The following is a 26,748-nucleotide window of genomic DNA, read 5'->3' as shown; positions in this document are numbered from 1 at the left end:
GCATGCCTGGAGCCAACGAGCTGGTCGGCCTGATCGATGTGCCCGGCCCCGAGCGCGACGCCCTCGCCCAGACCATCGCCCGGGACGGCCTGGCGGTGGTGGCCGTGTCGTGTCCCGACGAGCTGCCCCGCGACGCCGCCCTGGTGGTCGCCCATGCCCGGGCGGTGCCGCCCGAGGACTGGGCCGGGCTGGCGCGTCGCCTGCCGACCCTGGTGGTCAGCGACGATCGCCAGGACAGCGACCTGCTCCAGGCGGTGGATGCCGGCCTGGTCGACTACGTGGTCGAGCCGCGCCGCCATGGCCACCTGCTGAGGCGCATGATCCGTCGGGTGATCGACCTCAATCGCCTGGCCCGGGAGCGCGAGCACGACCGGGAGCGGCTGTCCGAGCTCAACGAGCGGCTCGAGACGCACCTGGCCATGCTGCGCCTGGACCAGCAGGCCGGCGGCCAGATCCAGCGCAAGCTGCTGCCCCCGCGCCCCCAGACGGTGGGCGGGGTGCACTGCGACTACTGGCTGGCGCCGTCGCTGTACCTGTCCGGGGACTTCCTCGACTTCCAGCGCTTCGACGAGCGCTACACGCTGTTCTACTTCGCCGATGTCTCCGGGCACGGGGCGTCCTCGGCCTTCGTCACCGTGCTGCTCAAGTACCTCTCCAACCGCTGGCAGCACGAGTGGGACGGCCAGCATCCGGAACGCCTGGCCCCGCGCTGGCTGGGCGAGCTCAACCGCGAGCTGCTGGACACCGGCATCGGCAAGCACGCCACCCTCTTCGTGGGCGTGATTGACCGGGAGCACCGCTATCTCCACTATTCGCTCGGTGCCCAGCTGCCCATGCCGCTGCTGGTGGCCGACGGCCGGGTCGCGCCACTGAGCGGCGAGGGCATGCCGGTGGGGCTGTTTCCCGGGGTGGAGTTTCCGCAGCTGGGCTGTCCGCTGCCCGACGCCTTCCGGCTCTGGCTGTGCTCCGACGGCATCCTGGAGTGCCTGCCCGGCGAGACCCTGGAGGCGCGGCTCGCCGAGCTGGAGCGGCGCGTGCTGGCCAGCGATTCCGTCGAGGCGCTGCGCGACGGACTTGCCCTGGGCGACAAGATTTCCGACGATGATCGAGAGATCGCCGAGAATGGCCCTGGCCACGACGAGCTGCCCGACGACCTGACGATCATGATGTTGAGCGGATTTGGCAATGATGATGCATGAGGGCCGCATCAAGGCGGCGTTCGACTCCGGGGTCTTCGTCCTCAAGCTGTGCGGCGACGTGCGGCTCACGCTCTGCGCCACCCTCGACACCCAGGCGCAGCGGCTGGCCGAGACCCCGGGCCTGGAGGCGGTGATGGTGGACCTACGCGAGGCCACCAACGTCGACTCCACGGCGCTGGGCTTCCTGGCCAAGGTGGCCATGGCCCTGAAGGGGCGCCTGCGGCAGCCGCCGACCATCGTGGTGGACAATCCCGACGTGCGGCGCATGCTCGACGTCATGGGCTTCGCCCACTACTTCACCCTGGTGGAGTCCCCGCTCACCGAACCCCACGAGCTGCGCGACCTGCCGGAGGTGCCCGCCGACGAGGCGGGCCTGCGCCATCGCATCCTCGAGGCGCATCGCATCCTGATGCACATGAATGAGCACAACCGTGAGCAGTTCCAGCCGCTGGTCGAGATGCTCGAGGCCCAGGAGGCCGACGACGCCCAGCGACGCTGAGCCGGGCCGCGGCGGGGGAGGGCGCCGCGGGCGGCCTCCCCCCGCGCCTCACCCCTGGCGGAGCTCGCCCAGCAGGGTCTCCAGCTTGCGCTGATCGGCCATGAACTTGCGGATCCCCTCGGCCAGCTTCTCGGTGGCCATGGCGTCCTCGTTGAGCGCCCAGCGGAAGTCGGCCTCGCACTGCGGCTCCGGCGCCCGGGTCTCGGCGCCCAGCGGCGTCAGGCGGCGCTCCAGGGTGCCCTCGCTCTCGGCCAGCTCGCCGAGCAGCGCCGGCGAGATGGTCAGCCGGTCGCAGCCGGCCAGCGCCTTGATCTCGCCGCTGTTGCGGAAGCTCGCGCCCATCACGATGGTCTCGTAGCCGTGGCCCTTGAAGTGCTCGTAGATGCGCTTGACCGATCGCACGCCGGGGTCCTTGTCGCCCTCGAAGTCGGCCTCGGGCTCCCGGGCCCGGTGCCAGTCGAGGATGCGGCCCACGAAGGGCGAGACCAGGGTCACGCCGGCGTCGGCGCAGGCCCGGGCCTGGTCGAGGTTGAACATCAGCGTCAGATTGGTGTGGATCCCCTCGCGCTCCAGGACCCGGGCGGCCTGGATGCCCTCCCAGGTGGCGGCCAGCTTGATCAGGATGCGGCCCGGGTCCACGCCGTGGGCCTGGTAACGCTCGATCAGCGAGCGCGCCCGGTCCAGCGAGGCCTGGGTGTCGAACGACAGCCGGGCGCTGACCTCGGTGGACACGTAGCCGGGCACCAGGGCGCTGATCTCGCTGCCGATCTCCACCGCCACCGCATCCAGGGCGTCGTCGAGGTCGGTGGCCTGGCGGGCGATCTCGGCCAACCGCTCACGGCGGCCGTCCAGCTGGGCGGCCTGCAGGATCAGCGAGGGGTTGGTGGTGGCATCGGTCGGCTGGAAGCGACGGATCGCCTCGATGTCGCCGGTGTCCGCCACCACGGTGGTCATGCCTTTGAGTTGCGTCAGCAGGTCGTCTGCCATGGGTCGGGAGTCCTCCGTCGAATCCGACCTCCACTCTAGCAAGCCGGACGGGGCGAACATAGTCGCGACCCGGCAGCGATCGCCCGCTTGCGTTACCATTAGCGTCCTACTGGACATCCTTTCGGAGGCAGCTTGACTCTCGACGCACGCCGCGTGGCCTTCCTGGTCGCCGCCAACACCGCCCTGGCGCCCTTCGCCATCGATGCCTACCTGCCGGCGATGCCGGCCCTGGCGGCCTCGGTGGGCGCCAGCATCCATCATACCGAGCTGTCGATCAGCCTCTTCCTGCTGGGCTTCGCCCTGGGCCAGCTGTGCGGCGGGCCGCTGTCCGATCGGCTGGGCCGGCGGCCGGTGCTGCTCACGGGGCTGGTGATCTTCCTGCTCGCCAGCCTGATGATCCTGCGCGTGGACGCGCTGTCGGAGCTGCTGGCCTGGCGCTTCGTCCAGGCGCTCGGCGGCGGGGCCTGCGTGGTCAACTCGGCGGCCATCGTCCGCGACTGCTTCAGCGGGCGCGAGGCGGCCAAGGTGATGTCGACCATGGCCATGATCCTGATGTTGGCGCCGCTGGTGGCGCCGGCGGTGGGCAGCGGCCTGCTGTACCTCGCCGACTGGTGGCTGATCTTCGTCTTCCTGGCCGCCTATGCGGCCTTCCTGCTGTGGTTGATGGGCACCCGGCTGCCGGAGACCCGGGCCGCCGACGCGCCGGTGGCATCGCCGCGCCAGGTGCTGCGCAACTACGCCAGCGTGCTGCGCCACCGGGAGGGCATGGGCTATGTCTTCTCGGTGGCGGCGACCTTCTCGGGCATGTTCGCCTTCATCACCGCCTCGCCCTTCCTGTACATGACCCATTACGGGGTCTCGCCGGCGATCTATCCGCTGCTGTTCGGCGCCAACGTGGTGGTCATGGCGCTCTCCAACCGGGTCAACATCCGCCTGCTGCGCCGGCGCACGCCCCAGCAGAACATGCGCCTGGGGCTCGGCGTGCAGTTCGGCGTGGCCCTGTGCCTGGTGGCCCTGGTGGCCACTGGGCGGGACTCGCTGGTCACGGTGGTGCCGCTGATCATGCTGTTCATGGGCATGGTGGGGCTGATCACCCCCAATGCCATCGCCTCGCTGCTCGAGCACTTCAGCCATATGAGCGCCACCGCCACGGCGCTGCTGGGCTGCGTCCAGTTCAGCTGCGGGGCGCTGGCCGGTGTGGTGGTCAGCGCCTTCGAGATCGACAGCGCCTGGCCCATGGTGCTGACCATGCTGAGCGTCTCGCTGGCCGGCAACCTGGCCCTGCGCGGCCTGGTGGGGCGGGCCGGGCGCGAGGGGGCCGCCTCGACGCCGGGCTAGTCGGGGCCGGTTCGGGGAGAGGCGCCCCCTGTCATGAAGCTGTCATTTTCATGGGGCATCTTGTGTCTCGCGAAGGATGATCACTTCCCTGAACAGGAGCTCTCTCCATGAACCGCATCCTCAAGACCACTGTCATCGCTGCCGCCGTCATGGGCGTGGCCGGTGTCGCCCAGGCCCGCGACCAGGTTCGCATCGTGGGTTCCAGCACCGTCTATCCGTTTGCCAGCTACGTGGCCGAGGAGTTCGGCGCCACCACCGATTACCCGACCCCGGTCATCGAGTCCACCGGCTCCGGTGGCGGCCTGCGCCTGTTCTGCAACGGCGTCGGTGACGACACCCCGGACATCACCAACGCCTCGCGCCGCATGAAGCCCTCCGAGTTCGAGCGTTGCGAGGAGAACGGCGTCACCGACATCACCGAGGCCTTCATCGGCTACGACGGCATCGCCTTCGCCCAGTCCAACGCCAACCAGGCCATGGACGTGACCCGCGAGCAGATCTTCCTGGCCCTGGCCGCCCAGGTGCCGGTGGATGGCGAGCTGGTCGACAACCCCCACACCCAGTGGAGCGACATCGACGCTTCCCTGCCGGATCGCGAGATCGCCGTCTACGGTCCGCCCACCACCTCCGGCACCCGTGACGCCTTCGAGGAGCTGGTGATGGAAGCCGCCTCCGAGGACATGGCAGCCTACGGCGGCGAGGGCTACACCGACATCCGCACCGATGGCGCCTTCATCGACGCCGGCGAGAACGACAACCTGATCGTCCAGCGCCTGGCCGAGAACACCGACGCCTTCGGCATCTTCGGCTACTCCTTCCTCGAGGAAAACGCCGACACCCTGATCGGCTCCAGCATCGACGGCGTCGAGCCGACCCCGGACGCCATCGGCAGCGGCGAATATCCGGTGTCCCGCTCGCTGTTCTTCTACGTTAAGAACCAGCACGCCGACGACGTGCCGGCCATGTATGACTATGCCGAGATGTTCATGAGCGAGCAGATGATCGGTGACCTGGGCTACCTCAAGGGCATCGGCCTGATCCCGGCTCCCGAGGACATGCGTGCCGAGGCCCGCAGCGCCGTGGAGAGCCACGAGCCGCTCGAGCTGGCCGACCTGAAGTAAGCGGGGCACGCAGTCCGTCCCCACCGGCCGGCAACCGAGGTTGCCGGCCGGCGCGCGTTCCGGCAGGGAGGCCGACAGGACGCCCCTGCGGATCCATTCCTTCGAGAGACACCTATGCAGACCAACCAATTTCTCGCCCTGTTCTGCGGCACCCTGCTGGTGCTGGGTCTGATAGCCTTCTTCCTGGGCCGGGCCAAGGCCGCCAAGGTGCGCGCCGCCGGCACGGCCATGTACGCCCAGCCCGACCAGTACGGCTGGTTCAGCGTGCTGTCCACCGCCGGTCCGGCCGTCCTGGTGGGGGCGGTGGGCGCCTTCTTGATGCTGCTGCTGGGCGCCGAGATTCCGCCGCTCTACCTGCTGGCCGCCAGCCTGGTGGTGGCCTGCGCGGGGCTCGTCACCGGCATGCGCCTGGTGCGTCCCGACTTCCATGCGCGCAAGGCCATCGAGCGGGTCATCCGCTTCATCCTGGCCGGCGCCGCCCTGATCTCGATCTTCACCACCTTCGGCATCCTGCTGTCGATCGTCGGCGAGGCGCTGCGCTTCTTCCAGATGCAGAGCTTCTGGGACTTCATCACCGGCACCACCTGGAACCCGGGCGCCAGCTTCCTCGAGGCCGCCGGGCGCGCCGAGGAAGGCGCCAGCGCCGCCCAGTTCGGCTCGGTGCCGCTGTTCGCCGGCACCTTCATGATCACCGCGATCGCCATGCTGGTGGCCATCCCCATCGGCCTGCTGGCGGCGATCTACATGGCCGAGTTCGCGCCCCGCCGGGTGCGCACCCTGGCCAAGCCGGTGCTCGAGGTCCTGGCCGGGATTCCCACCGTGGTCTACGGCTTCTTCGCCGCCATCACCGTGGCGCCGATCATCGTCGACGTGGCCGGTGTCTTCGGCCTGGACGCCTCCTTCAACAACGCCCTGGCTCCCGGCGTGGTCATGGGCATCATGATCATCCCCTTCATCTCCTCGCTGTCCGACGACGTCATCAACTCGGTCCCCGACAGCATGCGCCAGGGCTCGCTGGCGCTGGGGATGACCAAGGCCGAGACCATCCGCGACGTGGTGGTGCCGGCGGCGCTGCCGGGCATCATCTCGGCCTCGCTGCTGGCGGTTTCCCGGGCGCTGGGCGAGACCATGATCGTGGTCATGGCGGCCGGCATGCGCCCCAACCTGACCGCCAATCCGCTGGAGGACATGACCACCGTCACGGTGCGCATCGTCGCCGCCCTGACCGGCGACCAGGAGTTCGCCAGCGCCGAGACGCTCTCGGCCTTCGCCCTGGGCCTGGTGCTGTTCGTGGTGACCCTGTCGCTGAACCTGGTCTCGGTGATCATGATTCGCCGCTTCCGGGAAAAGTACCGGATCAACAACCTCTAACGCCTTGGAGCCAACACCATGAGCCAATCCTTCGACGAGATCAGCGCCCAGCTCCGGGGTCGTCATCGCAAGTCCGCCCGCCTGAAGTGGATCTCCATGGGGGCCCTGGGCCTGGCCGGCCTCTTCCTGGTGCTGTTCTTCGCCGACATGCTGGTCAAGGGCCTGCCGGCCTTCCAGCAGGCCCAGATCCAGGTCGAGGTCGACTACAACGAACGCGCCGCCGAGCTGCCCCTGGCGGCGGTGAACGAGGACGTGCGGCCGCTGGTCAGCCGCGGCTACCTGCGCCTGATCCCCGGGCGCATGGAGGACAGCCCCGAGCTGCTCGGCACCAGCCGCCTGGAGTGGGTGCTCGCCGACGGCCAGGTCGACCAGTACCTCAAGGGCCATCACAGCAAGCTGAGCGGCGCCGAGCAGGCGGTGGTCGATCGCCTGGCGGAGCAGGGACGCGCCGAGCTGCGCTTCAACACCACCTTCTTCACCAGTGGCGACTCCAAGATGCCCGAGCTCGCCGGTATCGCCTCGGCGGCCATGGGCACGATGATGACCCTGCTGGTGACCCTCGCCGTGTCCTTCCCGATCGGCGTGATGACGGCGGTATATCTCGAGGAGTTCGCCCCCGACAACCGCTTCACCCAGCTGATCGAGATCAACATCAACAACCTGGCGGCGATTCCCTCGATCCTGTTCGGCCTGCTGGGGCTGGCGATCTTCATCAACTTCTTCGGCGTGCCGCGCTCCTCGCCGGTGGTCGGCGGCCTGACGCTGGCGCTGATGACCCTGCCGGTGATCATCATCGCCACCCGCACGGCGCTGCGCAGCGTGCCGGACTCCATCCGCCACGCCGCCTTCGGGGTGGGCTGCTCGCGCTGGCAGGTGGTCCGCGACCACGTCCTGCCGCTGGCCCTGCCGGGGATCATGACCGGCTCGATCATCGGCCTGGCCCAGGCCATGGGCGAGACCGCGCCGCTGATCATCGTCGGCATGGTGGCCTTCATCCCCGACGTCACCGCCTCCCTCACCGAGGCCGCCACCGTGCTCCCGGCGCAGATCTTCACCTGGGCGGGCGAGCCGGACCGGGCCTTCATCGAGAAGACCTCCGGCGGCATCCTGGTGCTGCTGGCCGTGCTGATCACCCTCAATGCCACCGCGGTGGTGCTGCGCAAGAAATTCGAACGTCGCTGGTAAGCCCGGCGGCCCGACACAGGAACTGCCATGATGAATATTCACGTTGCCGAGCGGAGCATCCCTGCCATGACTGGACACAGTGCCGGCGCCCCGGCGGCCGGCGCCCCGGTGACCCGCAACGAGGACGCCCACCACGAACTCTCGATCCGGGTCCGCGACCTCAATCTCTGGTACGGAGACACCCAGGCCCTCAAGGGCATCGACATCGATGTCTACCAGAAGAACGTCACCGCGCTGATCGGCCCCTCGGGCTGCGGCAAGTCGACCTTCCTGCGCTGCCTGAACCGCATGAACGACCTGATCCCCGGCGTGCGCCTCGAGGGCCTGGTGGAGATGGACGGCCGCGACGTCAACGAGGCCAGGATGGACGAGGTGGCGCTGCGCCGCCGGGTGGGGATGGTCTTCCAGAAGCCCAACCCCTTCCCCAAGTCCATCTACGACAACGTGGCCTATGCCCCGCGCATGCACGACCTGGTCAGCCGCAAGGCCGACGCCGACGAGCTGGTGGAGCGCGCCCTGCGTGACGCCGGCCTCTGGGAGGAGGTCAAGGACAAGCTGCACCAGCCCGGCACCTCGCTGTCTGGCGGCCAGCAGCAGCGCCTGTGCATCGCCCGGGCCATCGCCGTGCAGCCCGACGTCATCCTGATGGACGAGCCGACCTCGGCCCTGGACCCGATCTCCACGGCGACCATCGAGGACCTGATGGACAAGCTCAAGCAGCAGTTCACCATCATCACCGTGACCCACAACATGCAGCAGGCGGCACGGGTGGCCGACTACACGGCCTTCTTCCACCTGGGCGAACTGGTCGAGTACAACGACACCCAGACGATGTTCTCCAACCCGGCCACCAAGAAGGCCGAGGACTACATCACCGGGCGTTACGGCTAAGGACCGTCGGCGGTCCCGTGGAACGGGGAGGCGAGCGATCGCCTCCCCGTTCGCGTTTGCAGCCCCGTCACCGGGCCGTCATCTGTCTCGAGTATATATGAAATACCATATATACTCGGGAGCCGGCGACATGGCCAGGCGACGCGTCCTCTTCCTGTGCAATGCCAATTCGGCCCGCTCGCTGATGGGCGAGGCGCTGCTGAGGCACCTGGCCGGCGAGCGGTTCGCGGCCTTCAGCGCCGGCACCGAGCCCGACAGGCCCCAGGCGCTCGCCCTGGCGGCCTTGAGCAAGCCGGGGGTACCGACGGAAGGTCTGGCTAGCCAGTCGCTGGACGACGTCGCCGGTGAGCACTTCGACGCGGTGATCGTGCTGTGCGACAAGGCGCGGCAGGCCTGTCGCGACTGGCAGGGCAGCAGCGACGAGCATCTTTACTGGGATATCCGCGACCCGCGCCTGGTCGGGCGCGAGAACGCCTACGAGCAGGCGCTTCAAGAGATCCGACGGCGCCTGCTGCTGTGGCTGGATGCCCAGCGCTGAACCGGTCGGGTCGTCCATCCACGCAACCACGAAGAGGCCCCCATGACCCTACGCATCGGCATCAATGGCTTCGGCCGCATCGGCCGTCTCGTGCTACGCAGCCTCTGGCCCCATGTGGAGGCCGGCGAGGTCGAGATCGGCGGCATCAACGACCCGGGCGGCGACGCGGCCACCTTCGCCCACCTGCTGGAGTTCGACTCGGTCCACGGGCGCTGGGAGCCGGGCCGCGGCATCCGCGCCGAGGCCGATGCCCTGATCATCGACGGCCGGCGCATCCCCTTCGGCGCCCATGCCGAGCCGGCCGCCTGCGACTGGTCGGCCTGCGACCTGGCCATCGAATGCTCCGGCAAGATGAAGACCAGGCAGACGCTGCAGGCCTACCTGGATCAGGGCGTCGAGCGGGTGGTGGTCTCGGCGCCGGTCAAGGAAGCGGGCGTGCTCAACGTGGTGATGGGCGTCAACGACGATCGCTACGACCCCGCCGTCCATCGGATCGTCACCGCCGCCAGCTGCACCACCAACTGCCTGGCGCCGGTGGTCAAGGTGATCCTCGAGACCTTCGGCATCCGCCACGGCTCGATGACCACGGTGCATGACATCACCAACACCCAGGTCATCCTCGATGCCCCCAGTTCTCCAGGCAAGCCCGACCTGCGCCGCTCACGGGCCTGCGGCATGAGCCTGATCCCCACCACCACCGGCTCGGCCAGGGCGATCACCGCCATCTTCCCGGAACTCGAGGGCAAGCTGAACGGCCACGCCGTGCGCGTGCCCCTGGCCAATGCCTCGCTCACCGACATGGTCTTCGAGCTCGAGCGCGAGGCGACCGCGGAGGAGGTCAATGCCGCCCTGAAGGCCGCCGCCGAGGGCCCGCTTGCCGGCATCCTCGGCTATGAGGAGCGCCCGCTGGTGTCCATCGACTACCGCACCGACCCGCGCAGCGCCATCGTCGACGCGCCCTCGACCATGGTGGTGAACGGCACCCAGCTGAAGCTCTATGCCTGGTATGACAACGAGTGGGGCTACGCCAATCGCACCGTGGAGCTGGCGCTGAAGGTGGCCCGTGGCTGACGCAAGCGCGCTCGCCGGTCGCCTGCGGGCCCTGCCCTTCGAGGTGCGCCAGTACCTGCTGGTCACCGGCAACTACTGGGCCTTCACCCTCACCGACGGCGCCCTGCGCATGCTGGTGGTGCTGCACTTCCACCGGCTGGGCTACTCGCCGCTGGAGGTGGCCATGCTGTTCCTCTTCTACGAGGCCTTCGGCGTGATCACCAACCTGGTGGGGGGCTGGCTGGGCGCGCGCCTGGGGCTCAACCGCACCATGAACATCGGCCTGGGCCTGCAGATCGTCGCCCTGAGCATGTTGATGGTCCCCGCCGCGGCCTTGTCCGTGCCCTGGGTGATGGCCGCCCAGGCGCTGTCGGGCATCGCCAAGGACCTCAACAAGATGAGCGCCAAGAGCGCGGTCAAGGTGCTGGTGCCCAAGGACGGCCCGAGCGCCGGCGGCGCCCTGTATCGCTGGGTGGCGCTGTTGACCGGCTCCAAGAATGCCCTCAAGGGCGCCGGCTTCTTCCTGGGCGGCCTGCTGCTGACGCTGATCGGCTTCCGGGGCGCGGTGATCGCCATGGCGCTGATGCTGGCGGCGGTGCTCGGGCTGTCGCTGATGCGGCTCCGGGCCGACCTGGGGCGTCAGAAGCGCAAGCCGGCCTTCACCGAGGCGTTTTCCTCCTCAAAGGCGATCAACGTGCTGGCGGCGGCGCGGCTGTGCCTGTTCGCCGCCCGGGACGTGTGGTTCGTGGTGGCCCTGCCGGTGTTCCTGTATGACCAGCACGGCTGGAGCCACTGGACGGTGGGGGGGCTGCTGGCCCTGTGGGTGATCGGCTACGGCGGCGTCCAGACCCAGGCGCCTCGGTTGACCGCACGCCTCGGCGCCGGCCCCCGGGGCGTCACCGCGGGGCTGGCGGCGCTGCTGGCCGGTTTGCCGGCGCTGCTCGCGCTGCTGCCGCTGGCCGAGGTGGCGTGGCTGGTCATCGGCCTGCTGGCCTTCGGCGTGCTCTTCGCGGTCAACTCCAGCTGGCACAGCTACCTGATCGTGCGCTTCGCCCGTGCCGACGGGGTCTCCCTGGACGTGGGCTTCTACTACATGGCCAATGCCATGGGCCGGCTCGCGGGCACGCTGCTCTCGGGCGGGGTCTACCAGCTATACGGGCTCGCCGCCTGCCTGTGGATCTCCGCGGCGCTGGTGGCGGCCAGCGCGCTGATGGCCCTGGCGCTGCCCCGGGAGGCGACCTGATGCCGGCGGACCCGAGGGCGGGCGACAATGGCGGCCCGACGCGAGGAGACGAGTGCGTGACGTCACCGGCCCCCGTCCAGGTCTTCAAGTGCCTGGCCGACGACACCCGCCTGATGCTGATGCTGTTGATCCGCCAGCAGGGGGAGCTCTGCGTCTGCGAGCTGACCGCCGCCCTCGAGCTCTCCCAGCCGAAGGTGTCCCGGCACCTGGCGCAGCTGCGTCGCTGCGGCCTGCTCGGTGACCGCCGGGCGGGGCAGTGGGTGCATTACAGCCTGGCCGAGGACCTTCCCGACTGGGTGGGGGCGACGCTGGCGGCGGCCGCCGAGGGCGAGCGAGCCCGGCTGGTGCGTCTAGAGCGGCGGCTGGCGGGGATGGGCGCCCGTCCGGAGCGGCGCACGGCGCTCTGCTGAACCAGTTCGCTTTGGCCCACGCGCTCCCGTCGAGACGCGGCGGTCACCGGATGCCCCGGGGGCGAGGTTGATGGCTGCCGGCCGGCAGCCCCTCAGGCGGCGGGGAAGCGGTCGCGGGTGGCGTTGGCGATGCGCACCAGGGCGAGCATGACCGGCACCTCCACCAGTACGCCCACCACCGTGGCCAGCGCCGCCCCGGACTGCAGGCCGAACAGGGCGATGGCGGCGGCCACGGCGAGCTCGAAGAAGTTGCTGGCGCCGATCATCGCCCCGGGCGCGGCCACGCAGTGGGGCACCTTCCAGAACTTGGCCCAGCCGTAGGCGAGGAAGAAGATCAGGAAGGTCTGGACGATCAACGGCACCGCGATCAAGGCGATATGCAGCGGCGCCTCGAGGATCACCTCGCCCTGGAAGGCGAACAGAAGCACCAGGGTGATGATCAGCCCGATGGGCGTGATGGGGCCGATGCGTTTCATGAAGACATGGTCGTACCATTCCACGCCGCGGCGGGCGATCAGCGCACGGCGGGTCACGACGCCGGCCGTGAGCGGGATCACGATGTAGAGCACCACCGACAGGGCCACGGTGTCCCAGGGCACCCGGATGTTCGAGACGCCCAGCAGGAAGACCACGATGGGAGCGAAGGCGAACAGCATGATCAGGTCGTTGAGCGAGACCTGCACCAGGGTGTAGGCGGCGTCGCCGCGCGTCAGGGTGCTCCATACGAAGACCATGGCGGTGCAGGGCGCCGCGCCCAGCAGGATGGCGCCGGCCAGGTACTGCTGGGCCAGCGCCTCGGGAATCCAGGGGCGGAACACCACCATCAGGAACAGCCAGGCGATGGCGAACATCGTGAAGGGCTTGATCAGCCAGTTCACCGCGGTGGTGATGAACAGCCCCTTGGGCTGGCGGCGCACGCCGAGCACGGCGGCGAAGTCGATCTGGGCCATCATGGGGAAGATCATGGCCCAGATCAGCAGCGCCACCGGGATCGAGACCTGTGCCACCTCGAAGCGCGACAGGGTTCGGGGAACGATCGGCGCGAGTTGGCCCAGCAGCACGCCGGCGACGATGGCCAGCGCCACCCACAGCGACAGGAAGCGCTCGAACCGTCCCATGTCGGCGGACGCGGTCTGGGGAGAAGCCTCGGGGGCAGTGGTCATGGGGTGACTCCCGTGGGATCGCATGTCGGGCGGCACCGGCGTCATCGACGCGAGGCCTGGATCGGGAATATATATGCAAAGCCATATATACACAATGCGCCGGCCCCGGGGGCTGGTATGATCGGTGACCGTCGAGTCACACGAAGGAGGCCGTCTTGCCCGCCACGGATGCCCTACGCCTCGAGGCTCTCGCCATCGGGGCTCTCGAGGCGATCGACCTGACCCTCGCCCCCGGCGAGATCCTGTGTCTCTCCGGCGCCAGCGGGGCGGGCAAGACCCGCCTGCTGCGGGCTATCGCCGACCTGGAGCCGCACGGCGGGCGGGCCTGGCTGGGCGAGGTGGCCCAGGAGGACGTGCCGGGCCACGAGTGGCGTCGGCTGGTGCGGTTGGTGCCGGCGGAGAGCCAGTGGTGGAGCGAGCGGGTGGGCGATCACTTCCCGGCGGGAAATGCCCCCGGACTGGCGGCGCTGGGCTTCGACGGGGCGGTCCTCGACTGGCCGGTGAGCCGGCTGTCCTCCGGGGAGCGGCAGCGCCTGGCGCTGTCGCGGGCCCTGTCGCCGGCGCCCGGAGCGCTACTGCTGGATGAGCCCACCGCCAACCTGGACGACGCCACGACCCGGCGGGTGGAAGCCTGGCTGGCGTCGGCCATCCGCCAGGGCGGCTGGCCGACGCTCTGGGTCGCCCATGCGCCGGCGCAGATCGCCCGGGTCGCCACCCGGCACTTCGAGCTCGTCGATGGTCGCCTGCGCCAGGCGGAGGAGGGGCCATGCAGGTGATCCCGCTAGCCTGGTGGCAGCTGGCGCTGGCCGCCCTGCTGGTGGTGGCGCTCGCGGCCTGCACCGCGGCCGCCCGTCTGGGCATGGGGCGCAGCCTGCTGGTCGCCGCCGCGCGCACCACGATCCAGCTGGCCCTGGTGGGGCTGGTGCTGGAGGCGCTGTTCGCCGCCGCGCGCCTTCACTGGGTGGCGCTGATGGCGCTGGGCATGCTGCTGATCGCCGGCCGCGAGGTGGTGGCCCGCCAGAAGCGTCGCCTGCGAGGCGGCTGGGCCTTCGGGGTCGGCACCCTGGCGATGTTCCTGTCGTCGTTCAGCGTGGCGGTGCTGACGCTGACCGTGATCATCGGTCCCGAGCCCTGGTATCGCCCCCAGTACGCCATCCCCCTGCTGGGCATGATGCTCGGCAACACCATGACCGGCGTGGCCCTGGCGCTGGATCGCCTGACCGACGGCGCCTGGCAGCAGCGGGCGGTGATAGAGAACCGCCTGATGCTCGGCCAGAGCTGGCGGGAAGCGATCGGCGAGATCCGCCGCGAGGCCATGCGCAGCGGCCTGACCCCGGTGATCAACGCCATGGCCGCCGCCGGGGTGGTCAGCCTGCCGGGGATGATGACCGGCCAGATCCTGGCCGGCTCGCCTCCCGCCCTGGCGGTGAAGTATCAGATCCTGATCATGTTCGCCATCACCCTGGGCACCGGCTTCGGCACCCTGGCGGCGGTGGCACTGGCCAGCCGGCGCCTGTTCGACGGCCGCGAGCGGCTGCGCCTCGAGCGCCTCTCGGCGCCCCGGACATGAGCGCGCCCGCCGTCGAGGCGGGCGCGGAGGGGGGAGCGGGCGTCAGTCGACCAGTTCGACCGCCACCGCGGTGGCCTCGCCGCCGCCGATGCACAGGCTGGCGATGCCGCGCTTGCCGCCCTTGGTGCGCAGGGCATGGATCAGGGTGGCGATGATCCGCGAGCCGGTGGAGCCGATGGGGTGGCCCTGGGCGCAGGCGCCGCCGAAGACGTTGACCTTGTCGTGGGGCAGGCCCAGGTCGTCCATGGCCATCAGGGTGACCACGGCGAAGGCCTCGTTGATCTCGAACAGGTCGACGTCGTCCACGCCCCAGCCGAGCTTGGTCATCAGCGTCTCGATGGCGCCCACCGGGGCGATCGTGAACTCGCTGGGGTGGCGCGAGTGGGTGCTGTGGCCCAGCATGCGGGCGATGGGCTTGGCGCCGGCGCGCTCCGCCGCGGCCTGGCTGGCCAGGATCAGCGCCGAGGCGCCGTCGGAGATGGAGCTGGCGTTGGCGGCGGTGATGGTGCCGTCCTTGGCGAAGGCCGGTCGCAGGGTGCGGATCTTGTCGAGCCGGGCCTGGAAGGGCTGTTCGTCGTGCTCGACCACGCTGTCGCCCTTGCGGCCGGACACCGTGACCGGGGCCATCTCGGCGGCCAGGTGGCCGGCGTTGGTGGCCTCCATGGCGCGCTCCAGCGAGGCGATGGCGAAGTCGTCCAGGCGCTCGCGGGAATAGTCGCGGCGGGTGGCGATCTCCTGGGCGAAGCCGCCCATCAGCTGGCCGGTCTCGGCGTCCTCCAGGCCGTCCAGGAACATGTGATCCTTCAGCTCGCCATGGCCCAGCCGATAGCCGCTCCGGGCCTTGGGCAGCACATGGGGCGCGTTGGACATGGACTCCATGCCCCCGGCCAGCAGGATCTCGCCGGCGCCGGCGCGGATCAGGTCATGGGCCAGCATGGTGGCCTTCATGCCCGAGCCGCACAGCTTGTTGACGGTGGTGGCGCCCACGGCGTCGGGAATGCCGGCCTGGCGCATGGCCTGGCGGGCCGGGCCCTGCTTGACGCCGGCGGGCAGCACGCAGCCCAGGATGCCCTCGTCGATGGCATCGGCGGCGAGGCCGGCCCGCTCGATGGCGGCGCGGATGGCGGTGGCGGCGAGCTCCGGTGCGGCGAGGCTCGACAGGCTGCCCAGCAGGCCGCCCATGGGGGTGCGGGTCGCGGAGAGGAAGACGATGTCCTGGGACTGGCTCATGGGATTCTCCCTGGTCGGTACTTGTGATTGTGGATGGGCCCCGGTGTCGCGTTGACCTGCCGGCGGGGCTATGGTTTTCTCAGGGTCAACCAAGCAAGCGCTAGTGTAAACGTCGATGAATGTAATGAATGACTCGCCGCGCCGCAAGGAACTCACCCGCCAGGCCGCGCAGCTCTTCGTCCAGGAGGGCTTCGATCGGACCACGGTGCGCATGCTGGCCCAGGAGATGGGCATCAAGTCGGGCAGCCTCTTCCATCATTTCCGCGACAAGCAGGAGATCCTCGCCGCGGTGATCGAGGCGGGCACCGAGAATGCCCTGAGCCTGGCGCGCGCCGCCCTCGACCACTGCGACAGCGATCCCGAGGCGAGGTTGCATGCCATGGCGCGGGCCCACCTGGAGACCCTGCTCACCGATCGCAACGCCCATGTGGTGGCCCTCTACGAGTGGCGCCGCCTCGACCCCGAGGCTCGGGCGCACCTCAGCCACCTGCGCGATGCCTACGAGGCGCTGTGGGAGACGGTGATCGACGAGGCCCTGGCCGCCGGCCTGATTCGCGGCGATCGCTTCCTGGTCTCGCGCTTCGTGATGGGCGCCCTGAACTGGACGGTGCGCTGGTACGACCCGGACGGCGAACGCTCCCCGGAGGACCTGGCCCGGGAGCTGGTCGCCATGATCTCCCGTACCGGCGGCTGAGATCGTCCCCCTCAAGGCCCGCCGGCCGGCGGGCTCGACCATCGTCTAGCCGTTTCCCGCTTCCCAGCCCTTGCCCCGTTCCGTCGAAGCCTCTAGCTTGTACCTAGCGCTTGTTAGGTTGACGCTTACGTCAACGACATCCCGCCACCGGAGGGCGGGTCGCGAGCGCCCCGCGCTGGCCGACAGCCGATTGCCGACAACAAGCACAAGAGGTCGCCGGACCCGAGGGGCCGGGGCCGATCAGCAGAGAGGCAGCTTATGAGCACAACCCAGAGCCTTCCCGACTATCGCGCCTATCTCGAGCGCTTCTCCATCGAGGACGTCATCGCCCGGCTGGACGATGGCCACGATGGCAAGCTCAATGCCTTCGAGGCCTGCTGCGGCCGCCACCTGCGCCAGGGACGTGGCGAGCGGGCGGCCCTGGTGCAGGAGGACACCCGGGGCCGGGTCACCACCCTGAGTTACGCCGAGCTGGCCGCCGAGAGCGAGAAGCTGGCCGGCTGGTTCGCCAGTCGCGGGCTGGGGGAGGGCGACCGCATCGCCTGCATGCTGCCGCGCTCTCCTCAGCTGCTGATCGCGGTGCTGGCCACCTGGCGGATCGGCGCCGTCTATCAGCCGCTGTTCACCGCCTTCGGTCCCGACTCGGTGGACTTCCGGCTGGGGCGCGCCGACACCCGGCTGGTGATCACCGATCGGGACAATCGCGGCAAGTTCGACGGCCTGGAAAGTTGCTCGCCGGTGCTCGCCGTGGGCGGACCGGACGACGCGCACGGCGACGACCTGGACTGGGAGGCCGCCCTGGCCCATGCGCCCATCGCCGGCGAGCCGCCGCGTCAGGCCCCCGAGGCGCCCTTCCTGCAGATGTTCACCTCCGGCACCGTCGGCAAGCCCAAGGGCGTGGCCGTGCCGCTGTCGGCGATGCCGGCCTTCGCCCTCTATATGGAACTGGCCATCGGGCTGGAGGACGCGGACCGCTTCTGGAACATGGCCGACCCGGGTTGGGCCTACGGCCTCTACTACGCCATCGCCGGCCCGCTGCTGCTGGGCGTGACCACCCACTTCTGCGAGGCCGGTTTCAGCGCCGAGGGCGCCCTGGCCTTCATGCAGCGCCACCGCATCACCAACTTCGCCGCCGCGCCCACCGCCTACCGGCTGATGAAGGCCTCGGGGCTGTTCGACGACGCCCACCGGAGCCTCGAGCTGCGCCGCGCCAGCTCCGCCGGCGAGCCGCTCAACACCGAGGTGGTGACCTGGGTGGAAAGCGCCCTGGGTTGCCCGGTGATGGACCACTACGGCCAGACCGAGACCGGCATGACCTGCTGCAACCATCATGCCTTGGACCATCCCAAGCACCTGGGGGGCATGGGGGTGCCGATACCCGGCTACCGGCTGGCGATCCTCGATGCCGAGTACAAGGAGCTGCCTCCGGGCGAGCCCGGCGTGCTGGCGGTGGACATCGCCAACTCCCCGGCGCATTTCTTCGCCGGCTACACTTGGCAGGAGAAGCATCCCTTCGCCGAGGGCTACTACCTCACCGGCGACGTGGTGATGCGCAACGAGGACGGCAGCTTCCAGTTCGCCGGCCGCGACGACGACATCATCACCACCGCCGGCTACCGGGTGGGCCCCACCGACGTGGAGAACTCCGTGCTCACCCATCCGGCCGTGGCCGAGTCCGCCGCCGTCGGCCAGCCCGACGAGATCCGCGGCGAGATCATCAAGTCCTACGTGGTGCTGCGCGAGGGCGTCGAGCCCAGCGACGCACTGGCCGACGAGATCCGCCGGCAGGTTCGCGAGCGTCTCTCGACCCACGCCTTCCCCCGGGTGATCGAGTTCGTCGACACCCTGCCCAAGACCCCCAGCGGCAAGATCCAGCGCTTCAAGCTGCGCGCGGACGCCGCCGACAAGGCGGAGACCCCTGCCGCCCCATGATCGTGGAGATCCATCGATGCAAGTGAAGGACAACACCTTTCTGATCACCGGCGCCGCCTCCGGACTGGGCGCGGCCACCGCCGAGCGCCTGGTGGCCGGCGGCGGCCGCGTGGTGCTGTGCGACCTCAGCGACGCCGTGGAGGGCCATGCCGAGCGTCTGGGCGAGGCCGCCCGGGCCGTGCGCGGCGACGTCACCTCGGCCGACGACATCCAGGCCGCGGTGGATGCCGCCGTCGCCCTGGGCGGCGAGCGGGGCCTGGCCGGGGTGGTGCACTGCGCCGGCGTGGTCAGCGTGGCCAAGGTCCTCGACCGCGAGGGCCATCCCGCCGACCTGGAGGCCTATGCCCGCACCGTGCAGATCAACCTGGTGGGCACCTTCAACGTCATGCGCCTGGCCTCGGCGGCCATGGCGGGCAACGCCCCGGGCGAGGACGGCGAGCGCGGGGTGCTGATCAACACCGCCTCGGTGGCCGCCTTCGACGGCCAGGTGGGGCAGTGCGCCTACAGCGCCTCCAAGGCCGGCGTGGCGGGCATGAGCCTGCCGGCGGCCCGGGAACTGTCGCGCCACGGCATCCGGGTGATGGCGATCGCCCCGGGCGTCTTCGAGACGCCGATGATGAGCGATATCCCCGACGACGCGGTGGCGGCGCTCTCCGCCGCGGTGCCCTTCCCCAAGCGGCTGGGCAAGCCCGACGAGTTCGCCCGCCTGGCCGAGCAGATCGTCACCAACCCCATGCTCAACGGCGAGGTGATCCGCCTGGACGGCGGCATCCGCATGCAGTAACCGCAGGAACGAGGTTCGAGGAGCGAGGTTCAAGGCGAAACTTGCCCTTCGTCCCTCGTCCCTCGTCCCTCGTCCCTCGTCCCTCGCCCCTCGCCCCTCGCCCCTCGCCCCTCGCCCCTCGCCCCTCGCCCCTCGCCCCGGAATAAAACAAACGCTTGACTGCTGGCGGTGGGTGGCGCTAATTTCAAACACATGTTTGAAAGCGGCCGCCGCCGCCCCGCGATTCCGAGGAGAGACGAGATGCCCGATTACCAGGCCCCGCTGCGCGACCTGCGTTTCGTGATGGACGAGCTGCTGGACTACCCGGCCCACTACGCGCGCCTGCCCGGCGGCGAGGAGGCCGATCCGGAGGTGGTCGCGGCGATCCTGGAGGAGGGCGGGCGCTTCGCCCGTGAGGTGCTGGCGCCGCTCAATCTCAGTGGCGACCAGGAGGGCTGCCGCCTGGAGGGCGGCGAGGTCAAGGCGCCCAAGGGCTTCAAGGAGGCGTATCGGCAGTACGTGGACGGCGGCTGGCCGGGCCTGGCCGCGGACCCGGCCCATGGCGGCCAGGGCCTGCCGCATTCGCTGGCCATGGCGCTCAACGAGATGATCGCCTCCGCCAACCTCGCCTGGGGCATGTACCCGGGCCTCTCCCACGGGGCCGCCGACGCCCTGCGCCATCACGGCACCGACGACCAGAAGGCGACCTACCTGGCCAAGCTGGTGGAAGGCGTCTGGACCGGCACCATGTGCCTGACCGAGCCCCATTGCGGCACCGACCTGGGGCTGATCAAGACCCGTGCGGTGCCGACCGACGGCGATGCCTACGAGATTTCCGGCACCAAGATCTTTATCTCCGCCGGGGAGCACGACCTGGCCGAGAACATCGTTCACCTGGTGCTGGCCAAGCTGCCCGACGCCCCCGAGGGCTCCAGGGGGATCTCGCTGTTCGTGGTGCCCAAGTACCTGCCGGACGAGGCGGGCCGGCCGGGCGAGCGCAATGGGGTGAGCTGCGGCGCCCTGGAACACAAGATGGGCATCCACGGCAACGCCACCTGCGTGATGAACTTCGACGGCGCCCGGGGCTTCCTGGTCGGCGCGCCCCACAAGGGGCTGGCCTGCATGTTCACGATGATGAACGCGGCGCGCATCGGCGTCGGCATCCAGGGGCTGGGGCTGGCCGAGACCGGTTTCCAGAACGCCTTGACCTATGCCCGGGACCGCCTGCAGATGCGCTCGCTGGCCGGCGCCAAGGCCGCCGACAAGCCCGCGGATCCGATCATCGTCCATCCGGACGTGCGGCGCATGCTGCTGACCCAGAAGGCCTTCGCCGAGGGCGGCCGAATGCTGGTGCTCTACACCGCCCAGCTGGTCGACGTGGTGGAGCAGGGCGGGGATCCCGCCGAGCGGGAGCGGGCGGAGACGCTGCTCGGCCTGCTGACGCCCATCGTCAAGGCCTTCCTCACCGAGACGGGGTTCGAGGCCACCAACGAGGCGGTGCAGGTCTTCGGCGGGCATGGCTACATCCAGGAGTGGGGCATGGAGCAGCTGGTCCGCGATGCCCGCATCACCCGCCTCTACGAGGGCACCACCGGCATCCAGGCCCTGGACCTGCTGGGACGCAAGATCCTGACCAGCCAGGGCGAGACCCTGAAGGTCTTCACCAAGGAGATCCACAAGTTCTGCCAGGCCGAGCAGGCCACCCCGGGCATGGCCGAGTTCGTGCGCCCGCTGGCCAAGCTCAACGCCGAGTGGGGCGAGCTGACCATGGGCGTGGGCATGAAGGCCATGAACGATCGCGAGGAGGTGGGCGCGGCCAGCGTCGATTACCTGATGTACGCCGGCTACGTGACGCTTGCCTACCTCTTCGCCCGGGCGGTCCGTCAGGCGCGGGCGGCGCTGGAGGCCGGCACCGGGGAGGCGGCCTTCTACCGCACCAAGATCGCCACCGCGCGCTTCTACTTCGAGCGGCTGCTGCCGCGGACCCGGGGCCACCGGCAGGCTATCGAGGCCGGCGGCGATTCGCTGATGGCGATCTCCGCCGACGACTTCGGCCTGGGCTTCGAGCCCTGAGGCCCGGCATGCCCTCGACCCGGCCGGCGTGGCCGGAAGGCCCGCGGCGGATGCCGGTCCGCCGCTCTCTTGTCATGAGGGCGGCGGGGCGTCACGAGGACGCGAGGGCCTGAGCCCCGTCACCAAAGTCGATATTGACGCCGGGCCTGGCTCGGTTACGATTCGTTACGTGTCGCGGGCCTCGGCGCGCGACCGTGAATCTCGGAGCACAGCCGGCACGCGTCACCTCGCCCCTGTCCTCTAGCGACATCGAGTGGCGGCCCGGACGCGTCGGGCCCGGCGCGGGACCGATATCATGCGACAAGCGATCTGGAACCGGCTCGCTCGGCCGGACGCCGGCGAGGCCTCCCTCAGCGAGGATCTGCAGAGCCTGCTGTATAGCCTGCGGCGCCATCTCGGCATGGACGTCGCCTTCATCTCGGAATTCTGCGAGGGGCGACGGGTGCTGAGGGTGGTGGATGCGGGCGGCAGCGCGGAATGCCCCAAGCAGGGACACTCCGATCCCCAGGAGGCGAGCTACTGTCGGAAGATCGTCGATCACGACCTGTCCGGGATCATTCCCGACGCCTCCCTGCACCCCGTCACCCGCGCCATGCCGGTGACGCGGGAGCTGAACATCGGCGCCTACCTCGGGGTTCCACTGCAGGATGCCTCGGGCGAGGTGTTCGGTACCTTCTGCTGCTATCGCCACCTGCCCGACGCCTCCCTCGACCGGCGAGACCTGGCGCTGCTGCGCATCGTCGCCGATATCGCCGGCCGGCAGATCGAGAAGCGGTTTCGGGAGCGCCGGGAGGAGGATGCGATCCTGGCGCGGATCGAGCAGGTCCTCGAGCGGGAGGCGGTCGCCATCGTCTATCAGCCCATCTATCACCTCGGCCAGCGACGGGTGGTGGGCTACGAGTCCCTGGCCCGCTTCAGCGCCGAGCCGTATCGAACGCCGGATGTCTGGTTCGCCGAGGCGAGGCGAGTGGGGGCCGGCGAGCGGCTGGAGATGCTGGCCCTGAGGCAGGCCCTGGCCGCGCTGGAGGCCTTCCCCGAGTCGCGCTACCTGGCCTTCAACGTCTCGCCCGACCACGTCATCAGCGGGGCGGTGGCGCGTGCCCTGGCGGGGCGCGAGTCGTCGCGCATCGTGCTGGAGGTGACCGAGCATGACCGGATCGAGGACTACGCCGCCTTCCGGGAGGCCGTGGCGCCGCTTCGCGCGCGGGGCGTGCGCCTGGCCATCGACGACGCCGGGGCGGGGTACGCCTCCTTCCAGCATATCCTCGAGCTGGACGCCGATATCCTCAAGCTCGATATCAGCCTGATCCGCGAGCTCCACCGGGACCGGCGCCGTCGCGCCCTGGCCGCGTCGCTGATTGCCTTCGCCCGGACGATCGGCTGCGAGGTCATCGCCGAGGGCGTGGAGTGTCGGGAGGAGCTCGAGACCCTCCGGGAACACGGCGTGAACAAGGTCCAGGGCTACCACATCGGCCGGCCCATGCCGCTGGAGGCGGCGCTGGGCTTCGCCCCGGCGGACGGCTGAGGCGCTATTTCCACTTGATGTTGCAGCCCATGGAAGGCTTCTGGTCCGGGCTCGGCGAGCGGTCCGCCAGCACGGCGTCGGCGGCGGCCCGCAGGTCCTCGCCGGTCACCGGGGTATCCTTGCTGGGGCGACTGTCGTCGAACTGGCCGCGGTAGGCGAGCCGATGGTCCCGGTCGAAGAGGAAGAAGTCCGGGGTGCAGGCGGCCTGGAAGGCGCGGGCGACCTCCTGGGTCTCGTCGACCAGGTAGGGGAAGGTGTAGCCCCGCGTCCGGGCCTCCTCGACCATCCTCTCGGGGCGGTCGTCCGGGTGAGCCTGGAAGTCGTTGCTGTTGATGCCGACCACCGCCAGGCCCTTGGCCTGGTATTCCCGGGCGAAGGCCGCCAGGGCATCCGCGACGTGCTTGACGAAGGGGCAATGGTTGCACAGGAAGATCACCAGCAGCGGCTGGCCGAGGTAGTCGTCGCTGCCCGTCTCCCGGCCCTCGGCGTCCGGCAGGCGGAAGGGCGGCAGCGGGCTGCCCAGCGCGAGCATGCGGGAAGGGGTGAGCGTCATGGGGAACCTCCGGATCGCGGGGTGGCTACCCTTCAGCCTATCAGAGCGGCGGCGGCCGGCGGCGATCGCGGGGCGTCAGGCATAGCCCAGGGCCTCGCGGAGTCGCCCGGCATGCCGGGCGACCCAGTCGGGATCGATGGGCCCCCAGTCGCGGATCACGTAGTGGCCGATGTTGTGGCGCTGGCCGGGCTCGGGCTCGAACTCGCAGCGGATATCCAGCTCGGCCAGGGCGGCGAGGGTATCCTGGGCGGTGCGTCGGGGCATGCCGGTGGCGGCGGTGATGGCCGGCACGCTGGCGGTGCCGCTGGCGATCAGGTGCGCCACGTACAGGCGTCGATAGAAGCTGGTCTGGGTCTTGCTGAGGGGCATGGGCGTGGTCCTGGGCCGTCGATGTTCCCAGAGGCTGACATCCCCGGCCCCGGGATGCCAGCCGGGCCCTCAGCCTTCCAGGAACCAGGCCTTCATGGTGCCGGTGATGCAGCGCATGTCGTCTTCGCCGGTGATGTAGGCCGGCATGGTGTATAGCCAGCGCCCGAAGGGTCGCAGCCAGACGCCGCGCCGGCGAGCGAAGTCGGCCGCTCCCGTCAGGGAGGCGGCGTCGTGGACCTCGATCACCGCCGTGGCGCCCAGCACCCGCACGTCGGCCACCTCCGGATGGTCGCGCAGCGCCGCGTCGTCGCGGAGTTCCTCGCGCAGCACGCCGTTGAGCGCCTGGATGCGGCCCAGGTAGTCGTCCTCCTCGAACACCGCCAGGCTCTCCAGCGCCACCCGGCAGGCCAGCGGGTTGCCCATGAAGGTCGGGCCGTGCATGAAGGCGTGCAGCTCGCTGTCGCCGATGAAGGCGTCGTGGATCCGGTCGGTGGCCAGCGTCGCGGCATGGCCCAGGTAGCCGCCGGTGAGCCCCTTGGAGAGCACCATGATGTCCGGGGTCACGTCGGCGTGGTCGGCGGCGAACATCCGGCCGGTGCGCCCGAAGCCGGTGGCCACCTCGTCGAACACCAGCAGTACGTCGAACTCGTCACACAGGGCCCGGGCGCCGCGCAGGTAGTGGGGCGAGGTCATGTTGAGGCCGCCGGCGGCCTGCAGCAGCGGTTCCATCAGCAGCGCGCCGATCTCGTGATGGTGCGCCTCGAGCACTTCGCGCAGGGCGTCGAGGTCGGCCTGCACTTCGGCCTCGTCGGCGTCGTAGGGGGCGGTCGGCGCGGGGGCGAAGTGATGGCGGGGCAGGAAACCGGTGAACAGGGAGTGCATCCCTTCCTCCGGATCGCAGACGGCCATGCAGCCCGCGGTGTCGCCATGGTAGGCCTTCATCAGCGTCAGCATGCGGTGCTTGGCCGGCTTGCCGCGCAGGTAGTGGTACTGCACGGCCATCTTCATGGCCACCTCCATGCCCACCGAGCCGCTGTCGGAGAAGAAGACATGGTTCAGGCCCGCCGGCGTCACCCGAACCAGCTCCCGAGCCAGGCGGTCGGCGGGCTCGTGGGTGAGGCCGCCGAGCATGACGTGGCTCAGGGTGTCCGCCTGGCGCTGGATGGCCTCGACCAGGCGCGGGTGACGATAGCCGTGGATCATGCACCACCAGGAGCAGGTGGCGTCGAGCAGCGACTCGCCGCCGTCCAGCGTGAAGCGGGGGCCGTCGCCGCCGACCACCCGGGGGGCCGGCGCCTGGGTCTTGAGATGGGCGTAGGGGTGCCAGAGGGGGGACGTCATCGGGCCTCCTGGATCATGGGTGGGCGTCGGCGCCCCACCTTACATGTAAACCGCATTGCGGCGAAAGTGTTTACAAGAAGGGCGTCATGGCGCGCGGCCGGGCCCTCGGGTAAGGTGAGCCGGGACTAGGCAAACTCGAATGAGGCTCGGGGCGTGGCAGGGAACGCAGGACATCGCGCGGCGCAGGGCGCCGTCGCCTCGTGGGAGGCCGATTACCTCGCCGCCCTGGCGCTGGGCGGCCGGGCCCTGATGGAGGCCGACAACTGGGCGGAAGGCGTGGACCGGCTGCTGGCCGAGATCGGTCGAGTCACCGGCGCCAGCCGGGTCTGGGTGTTCCAGCTGCTCGAGTTCCAGGAGCAGGCCGTCATCCAGGACTATGTCTTCGAATGGGCGGCCTCGCCGGCCTATCGCCAGCTCCGACAGCGCCGTTTCCGCTTCTTTCGCTCCGGCTTCGGGGATCCGGCCTATCGCCGCCTGGTGGAAGCGCGCCGCAACGGCGAGCGGCACGACATCTGCGTGCCGTCGATGCCCGAGGGCCCGTTGCGGCGCCACCTGGAGAGCCAGGGCATCCGCTCCATGGCCACGGTGCCGCTGTTCGTGCACGGCGAATGGTGGGGCACCCTGGGCATCGACGACTGCGAACGCGCCATCTCCTGGGCCGGCCCGGGACTCGATCTGCTGTCGGCGGCGGGGCAGCTGATCGCCGCCGCCCTCTATCGCCACCAGCTGTGCAGCCGCTCAAGGCAGCTCGAGCTCTTCCATCAGGTCGCCGACTGCGGGGTCTGGGAGGTGGCGTTGAACAACGGGCGCGTCTGGTGCTCCCGCGCCCTCAAGGTCCAGCTGGGCTACCCGGCGACCTACCCGCGCATTCCGTTGCGGCGCATGCTGGCCCGGCTGCATGGCGACGATCGGCGGCGCCTGTGGCAGGAAGTGCGCGACTGCCTGGCGGGGCGCCGGCGCCAGTGCCGGCTGGATGTGCGCCTGGTGCGGGGCGGTCAGACGGCGTGGTACGAGATCCTGGCCGACCTGCGGCAAGACGCATCGGGCCGCCCCCTGACCATCGCCGGCATCCTGGTCGACATCCGCCGCCGCAAGCAGGACGAGGAGCGGGCGAGGGTCGCGGCGGAGTCGGATGCCCTGACCGAAACCCTCAATCGCCGCGGCCTGCGCCACTGGCTCGAGGCCCGGGCCGAGGCGGCGCCGGTCCACCTGGTGTTGCTGGATGTCGATCACTTCAAGGCGATCAACGACCGCCATGGCCATCCGGCGGGTGACGAGCTGCTGAGCCTGCTCACCCGCCGGCTCCGCCATGAGCTGCGCGAGGGCGACGGCCTGGCGCGCCTCGGCGGCGAGGAGTTTGCCGTGCTGGTCGAGCGTCGCGACGATGCACAGGTGATGGCCCTGGCCGAGCGACTGCGGCGGGTCGTCGTCGACGCCCCCTTCCACTTTCGGCTTCCCGGCCAGGGCGCCGCGCTGTGCGTCGAGGCCTCGGTCAGCCTGGGCGTGGCGCGGCTGCCCGACACGGGAGAGTCGCTTGCCCGCCGCGAGGCCCTGGCCCTGGCACGGGCGGACGAGGCGCTCTATGCCGCCAAGCAGGCCGGACGCAATCGCGTGCACAGCCACGCCGGCGTGTCCGACTCGCCGGCCATGGAGGCTACCCGGCGCTGAGCGCCGCCCTCCCGGGAGCCTCTCAGGCCCGCCAT

Annotated in this window: 25 protein-coding genes; 19 read left to right on the top strand and 6 right to left on the bottom strand. The window is 70.0% G+C overall.

Annotated elements, in window-relative coordinates; all coding sequences use genetic code 11:
* Positions 1-2 precede the first annotated feature (2 nt).
* Entirely contained in the window at positions 3-1,199 is a 1,197-nt protein-coding gene (locus tag QC818_RS10080; protein WP_309652724.1) for a PP2C family protein-serine/threonine phosphatase, read from the top strand.
* Complete coding sequence (locus QC818_RS10075) at positions 1,186-1,698, top strand: STAS domain-containing protein (protein WP_309652723.1); 513 nt, start codon at positions 1,186-1,188, stop codon at positions 1,696-1,698. Before QC818_RS10080 ends, QC818_RS10075 begins: the two co-directional genes overlap by 14 nt.
* A gap of 48 nt (positions 1,699-1,746) precedes the next feature.
* Here QC818_RS10075 and tal read toward each other — a convergent pair whose 3' ends face one another.
* The gene (gene tal, locus QC818_RS10070) at positions 1,747-2,685 is read right to left on the bottom strand and encodes a transaldolase (RefSeq protein WP_309652722.1); all 939 of its coding nucleotides are present in this window, start codon (positions 2,683-2,685) and stop codon (positions 1,747-1,749) included.
* Positions 2,686-2,817: 132 nt separating this feature from the next.
* On the opposite strand from tal, the gene QC818_RS10065 reads away from it, so the two are divergent.
* The 9 genes from QC818_RS10065 to QC818_RS10025 all read left to right on the top strand — a co-directional run bounded on the left by QC818_RS10065 (position 2,818) and on the right by QC818_RS10025 (position 11,832).
* Positions 2,818-4,023, top strand: coding sequence for a multidrug effflux MFS transporter (locus QC818_RS10065; RefSeq protein WP_309652721.1), 1,206 nt, complete (start codon positions 2,818-2,820; stop codon positions 4,021-4,023).
* A gap of 107 nt (positions 4,024-4,130) precedes the next feature.
* Positions 4,131-5,144: a PstS family phosphate ABC transporter substrate-binding protein gene (locus QC818_RS10060; RefSeq protein WP_309652720.1), complete on the top strand. Its 1,014-nt coding sequence runs from the start codon at positions 4,131-4,133 to the stop codon at positions 5,142-5,144.
* 114 nt (positions 5,145-5,258) lie between these two features.
* The gene (gene pstC / locus QC818_RS10055) at positions 5,259-6,515 is read left to right on the top strand and encodes a phosphate ABC transporter permease subunit PstC (RefSeq protein ID WP_309652719.1); all 1,257 of its coding nucleotides are present in this window, start codon (positions 5,259-5,261) and stop codon (positions 6,513-6,515) included.
* Between the two features lie 18 nt (positions 6,516-6,533).
* Positions 6,534-7,700 (top strand): phosphate ABC transporter permease PstA, encoded by a 1,167-nt coding sequence (gene pstA, locus QC818_RS10050; RefSeq protein WP_309652718.1) that lies wholly within the window; start codon positions 6,534-6,536, stop codon positions 7,698-7,700.
* A 66-nt stretch (positions 7,701-7,766) separates the two neighbouring features.
* Positions 7,767-8,591, top strand: a complete 825-nt coding sequence (gene pstB / locus QC818_RS10045; protein WP_374710077.1) for a phosphate ABC transporter ATP-binding protein PstB — start codon at positions 7,767-7,769, stop codon at positions 8,589-8,591.
* A 130-nt stretch (positions 8,592-8,721) separates the two neighbouring features.
* Positions 8,722-9,129, top strand: a complete 408-nt coding sequence (locus QC818_RS10040) for an arsenate reductase ArsC (protein WP_309652717.1) — start codon at positions 8,722-8,724, stop codon at positions 9,127-9,129.
* A 42-nt stretch (positions 9,130-9,171) separates the two neighbouring features.
* Positions 9,172-10,200 (top strand): ArsJ-associated glyceraldehyde-3-phosphate dehydrogenase, encoded by a 1,029-nt coding sequence (locus QC818_RS10035; protein ID WP_309652716.1) that lies wholly within the window; start codon positions 9,172-9,174, stop codon positions 10,198-10,200.
* The gene (gene arsJ, locus QC818_RS10030) at positions 10,193-11,422 is read left to right on the top strand and encodes an organoarsenical effux MFS transporter ArsJ (protein ID WP_309652715.1); all 1,230 of its coding nucleotides are present in this window, start codon (positions 10,193-10,195) and stop codon (positions 11,420-11,422) included. Before QC818_RS10035 ends, arsJ begins: the two co-directional genes overlap by 8 nt.
* A gap of 113 nt (positions 11,423-11,535) precedes the next feature.
* Positions 11,536-11,832 (top strand): metalloregulator ArsR/SmtB family transcription factor, encoded by a 297-nt coding sequence (locus tag QC818_RS10025; protein ID WP_374710079.1) that lies wholly within the window; start codon positions 11,536-11,538, stop codon positions 11,830-11,832.
* Between the two features lie 92 nt (positions 11,833-11,924).
* Here QC818_RS10025 and arsB read toward each other — a convergent pair whose 3' ends face one another.
* On the bottom strand, positions 11,925-12,995 hold the full coding sequence (arsB, locus tag QC818_RS10020; RefSeq protein WP_309652713.1) for an ACR3 family arsenite efflux transporter: 1,071 nt from the start codon (positions 12,993-12,995) through the stop codon (positions 11,925-11,927).
* A gap of 155 nt (positions 12,996-13,150) precedes the next feature.
* On the opposite strand from arsB, the gene QC818_RS10015 reads away from it, so the two are divergent.
* Both QC818_RS10015 and QC818_RS10010 read left to right on the top strand, forming a co-directional pair.
* On the top strand, positions 13,151-13,771 hold the full coding sequence (locus QC818_RS10015) for an ABC transporter ATP-binding protein (protein WP_309652712.1): 621 nt from the start codon (positions 13,151-13,153) through the stop codon (positions 13,769-13,771).
* Positions 13,762-14,565, top strand: coding sequence for an ABC transporter permease (locus tag QC818_RS10010; RefSeq protein ID WP_309652711.1), 804 nt, complete (start codon positions 13,762-13,764; stop codon positions 14,563-14,565). The genes QC818_RS10015 and QC818_RS10010 overlap by 10 nt, the downstream gene beginning before the upstream one ends.
* 42 nt (positions 14,566-14,607) lie before the next feature.
* Here QC818_RS10010 and QC818_RS10005 read toward each other — a convergent pair whose 3' ends face one another.
* Positions 14,608-15,795: an acetyl-CoA C-acyltransferase gene (locus tag QC818_RS10005; protein WP_309652710.1), complete on the bottom strand. Its 1,188-nt coding sequence runs from the start codon at positions 15,793-15,795 to the stop codon at positions 14,608-14,610.
* A gap of 124 nt (positions 15,796-15,919) precedes the next feature.
* On the opposite strand from QC818_RS10005, the gene QC818_RS10000 reads away from it, so the two are divergent.
* From QC818_RS10000 to QC818_RS09980, 5 genes are all read left to right on the top strand, one after another.
* Positions 15,920-16,489 carry a TetR/AcrR family transcriptional regulator gene (locus QC818_RS10000; protein WP_309652709.1) on the top strand — a complete coding sequence of 190 codons (570 nt, stop codon included), beginning with the start codon at positions 15,920-15,922 and terminating at the stop codon, positions 16,487-16,489.
* A gap of 258 nt (positions 16,490-16,747) precedes the next feature.
* A complete protein-coding gene (locus QC818_RS09995; protein ID WP_309652708.1) occupies positions 16,748-18,421 on the top strand; it encodes an AMP-binding protein in 1,674 nt (557 codons plus the stop codon).
* Between the two features lie 16 nt (positions 18,422-18,437).
* The gene (locus tag QC818_RS09990) at positions 18,438-19,205 is read left to right on the top strand and encodes an SDR family NAD(P)-dependent oxidoreductase (RefSeq protein WP_309652707.1); all 768 of its coding nucleotides are present in this window, start codon (positions 18,438-18,440) and stop codon (positions 19,203-19,205) included.
* 240 nt (positions 19,206-19,445) lie between these two features.
* The gene (locus tag QC818_RS09985; RefSeq protein WP_309652706.1) at positions 19,446-21,257 is read left to right on the top strand and encodes an acyl-CoA dehydrogenase C-terminal domain-containing protein; all 1,812 of its coding nucleotides are present in this window, start codon (positions 19,446-19,448) and stop codon (positions 21,255-21,257) included.
* Positions 21,258-21,552: 295 nt separating this feature from the next.
* Positions 21,553-22,782: a sensor domain-containing phosphodiesterase gene (locus QC818_RS09980; RefSeq protein WP_309652705.1), complete on the top strand. Its 1,230-nt coding sequence runs from the start codon at positions 21,553-21,555 to the stop codon at positions 22,780-22,782.
* Positions 22,783-22,786: 4 nt separating this feature from the next.
* On the opposite strand, the gene QC818_RS09975 is transcribed toward QC818_RS09980, so the two are convergent.
* The 3 genes from QC818_RS09975 to bioA all read right to left on the bottom strand — a co-directional run bounded on the left by QC818_RS09975 (position 22,787) and on the right by bioA (position 25,045).
* Complete coding sequence (locus QC818_RS09975) at positions 22,787-23,335, bottom strand: thioredoxin family protein (RefSeq protein ID WP_309652704.1); 549 nt, start codon at positions 23,333-23,335, stop codon at positions 22,787-22,789.
* Between the two features lie 75 nt (positions 23,336-23,410).
* Positions 23,411-23,704, bottom strand: a complete 294-nt coding sequence (locus tag QC818_RS09970) for a winged helix-turn-helix domain-containing protein (RefSeq protein ID WP_309652703.1) — start codon at positions 23,702-23,704, stop codon at positions 23,411-23,413.
* A 69-nt stretch (positions 23,705-23,773) separates the two neighbouring features.
* Positions 23,774-25,045, bottom strand: a complete 1,272-nt coding sequence (bioA, locus tag QC818_RS09965) for an adenosylmethionine--8-amino-7-oxononanoate transaminase (protein WP_309652702.1) — start codon at positions 25,043-25,045, stop codon at positions 23,774-23,776.
* A gap of 153 nt (positions 25,046-25,198) precedes the next feature.
* Here bioA and QC818_RS09960 point away from each other — a divergent pair, with 153 nt between their 5' ends.
* Positions 25,199-26,713 (top strand): sensor domain-containing diguanylate cyclase, encoded by a 1,515-nt coding sequence (locus QC818_RS09960; RefSeq protein WP_309652701.1) that lies wholly within the window; start codon positions 25,199-25,201, stop codon positions 26,711-26,713.
* The last annotated feature ends 35 nt before the right edge of the window (positions 26,714-26,748 follow it).

Origin of the sequence: Halomonas koreensis, assembly GCF_031451675.1 — a bacterium.
GTDB lineage: Bacteria > Pseudomonadota > Gammaproteobacteria > Pseudomonadales > Halomonadaceae > Halomonas > Halomonas koreensis.
This window is presented reverse-complemented; position numbering and strand designations above follow the sequence as displayed.